Here is a 2,554-nt window from a genome sequence, read left to right as displayed (position 1 = left end):
GGCTGAGGATCTTGATGTCCGCTGACTCGAGAGGTTCAAACGGGTGCTTCAGCAGCCCGTCCAAAACCACAGCGAGGTCCCACCGCGGGAACAGCGGTTTGTCAGTCGCAGTGGCGCGCTTGACTCCTTTCATGAATTGGGAGACGAGCGCGTGCGAACCGACCGACTTGCCATCCAGGCCCTGGTGGCAGGCGGAGATGGAAGCCACATACACCTTGATGGTGTTGAACGTCAGGCCGTCCTCCTTCCTGGCCTGCAGGAAGCGAAGGACGTCTTGGACGGGGGCCAGAGAGGGCACCACAGGCGGGGACTGCTCTGCGCACCATTTCTCGAAGTACCGCCACTTGGCGCCGTACACGGCGTTAGTGGAGGCAGCCCGAGCACCCTCAATAGTGGAGATGACCGCCGGGGTCAGTCCGCTAGCTGCGAGGGCGGCCCTCTGACCGGCCAGACCCACAGATCCAGAAGCTCTGGTCTGGGGTGGAGGATGGTTCCTGCCGCCTGACTCAGGAGGTCGCTGAGTGGAGGCAGGCGCCACGGGATGTCGTAGAGGAGAGGAGTGATCTCCGACCTCCATGACCCCCACCGCGGAGCGATGAGGAGCACCGATAGGCCCTGACGTCTGACTCTGTCCAAGACTGGGTAGATCAGACGCAGAGGAGGGAACGCGTAGAGCAGGTCCCTCGGCCAGTCGTGTGCCAGGGCCTCCAGGCCCATAGTGGCTGTCCCTTGGATCGAGAAGAAACGTGAGCACTTCGCGTTCGCTTCTGATGCAAAGAGGTCCACCGAGGGGCGGCCGTACCTGGCGAAGATCTGGGTCGTCACCGAAGGGTGGAGGACCCAGTCGTCGTAGTAGTACCTGCCCCTGGACAATAGATCCGCCCCGTGGTTCTGAAGACCGGGCAGGTGGACTGCTCTGATGGACTTCAGTCTGGAGTCGCACCAGAGAGTCAGCTCCCTTGCGAGGGCATCTAGAGACGGGGAGGCCAAGCCTCCCTGTCTGTTGATGTAGGCCATGGTGGTCATGTTGTCCGTGCGGACTAGCACGTGGCGACCGACCAGTGAGCGCTCGAAGCGTTTCAAGGCCAGGAGAACCGCCAGCAGCTCCAAGACATTTATGTGCTTGGATCTGAAGGCCGCGTTCCAGGTCCCTTTGGCGCTCCTGCCGTCGAGGATGGCACCCCATCCCGACAGGCTGGCGTCCGTAGTGAGGACCTTGAGGGAGGAAATCATCCCGATCTTGACTCCCTGAGACAGCAGGCCCGCCTGTCGCCAGGGTCGGAGTGCCTGGGCGCAAGCCGCGGACACGAGGACCTGGCGTTGGCGTTGAGAGGACGGGATCCGGAGCGATCCCACCCAGCGCTGGAAGGGCCGCATGTGATATCTGCCGAGCCTCATGAGGTGGATGGTGGAAGCCATCAGTCCCGAGAGGCGCATGCATAACAGATACGGGACGTGAGTGCCCGGTCTGAAATGCGCTAGGCAGGAGCGGAAGGTTTGGATCCGCTCTGGGGAGAGGCGAGCTTGGAGCGTGGTGGAGTCGAGCTGGACCCCCAGGAAGGTGGTCCTGCGCGACGGCACCAGGGAGCTCTTCTCGTGGTTGAGAATGAAGCCAAGCCGAGCGAGGTGAGCAACCACCATCCCGGTGTGTTCGATCGCCTCGTGCCTCGAGTCCGCACTGAGCAGCCAATCGTCCAGATAGGTGTCCAGGCGAATCCCCATAGCGCGGAGCGGTGCCACAGCAGCTTGTGTTACCTTGGTGAACACTCGCGGGCTGAGGGCTAGGCCAAAGGGAAGGACGGTGTACTGGTACACTCGTCCGTCCAGGCTGAACCGCAGGAACTTCCGGTGAGGTGGATACACTGTGATGTGAAAGAAAGCATCGCTGAGATCCACCGATGTGAACCAGGTTCCTTCGCGAACTCTGCTGAGGAGCGAGGACGTGGTCAACATCTTGAAGCGAAACTTTTTGAGGTACCCGTTGAGACCTCTCAGGTCCAGGATGGGTCTCATGCCCCCCCCCTTTTTCGACACTAGGAAGTACATGGAGTAAAAACCCGCTGGGTTTGTGCTCAAATCCACTTCCTCTATCGCACCTTTCTCCAGAAGAGATTGGATCTCCGATCTCAGCTGCGCAAGCGCAGGCCCCGTTGCACGAGTGGAAATAACTTTCCTCGTAAGCGGGGGTTTCCTGGTGAATTGTAGTCTGTACCCCCGTGCAATGGTGCGGAGCAGCCATTCGTTTGGGTGGATAGACTCCCAGGCGGAGAGGTGGCGCTGTAGAGTGCCGACTATGCGGGGTGGCGGTGACGTCGTAGCCGTGTCGAGCATCGAGCGCGGCGGTGACGTCACCTTCAGTTTCATCGTGAGCATACCTCTGTGCAACACATTGATGCGCGGGTCCGGGGGCAGGCTCGTGTTTACAGCGAGCCTGTCCGCGGCCGCCATTTTGTCGCGCGCGGGCGCCATTTTGGTTATGGTGCGCGTGGGCGTCTTGTGTGACGCATTGATGCGCGGGCCCGGGGGCAGGCTCGTGCTCGCAGCGAGCCTGTCC

Annotated in this window: 3 protein-coding genes; 1 reads left to right on the top strand and 2 read right to left on the bottom strand. The window is 61.2% G+C overall.

Annotated elements, in window-relative coordinates; genetic code table 11:
- Together AAFM92_16785 and AAFM92_16780 are read right to left on the bottom strand one after the other, a co-directional pair.
- Positions 1-358, bottom strand: a 358-nt coding sequence (locus AAFM92_16785) for a hypothetical protein (GenBank protein ID MEL7302021.1), incomplete at its 3' end; no start/stop codon positions are given.
- Positions 359-411: 53 nt separating this feature from the next.
- On the bottom strand, positions 412-2,046 hold the full coding sequence (locus tag AAFM92_16780; protein ID MEL7302020.1) for a reverse transcriptase domain-containing protein: 1,635 nt from the start codon (positions 2,044-2,046) through the stop codon (positions 412-414).
- Between the two features lie 274 nt (positions 2,047-2,320).
- Between AAFM92_16780 and AAFM92_16775 the strand changes: the two genes are divergently transcribed.
- A partial coding sequence (locus AAFM92_16775) for a hypothetical protein (protein ID MEL7302019.1) occupies positions 2,321-2,554 on the top strand: 234 nt, incomplete at its 3' end.

The organism is Pseudomonadota bacterium (assembly GCA_038533575.1).
Lineage (GTDB): Bacteria > Pseudomonadota > Alphaproteobacteria > Rhodobacterales > Rhodobacteraceae > Shimia_B.
Note: the sequence above shows the minus strand (reverse complement) of the source record. Positions and strands in the feature narration are given on the sequence as shown.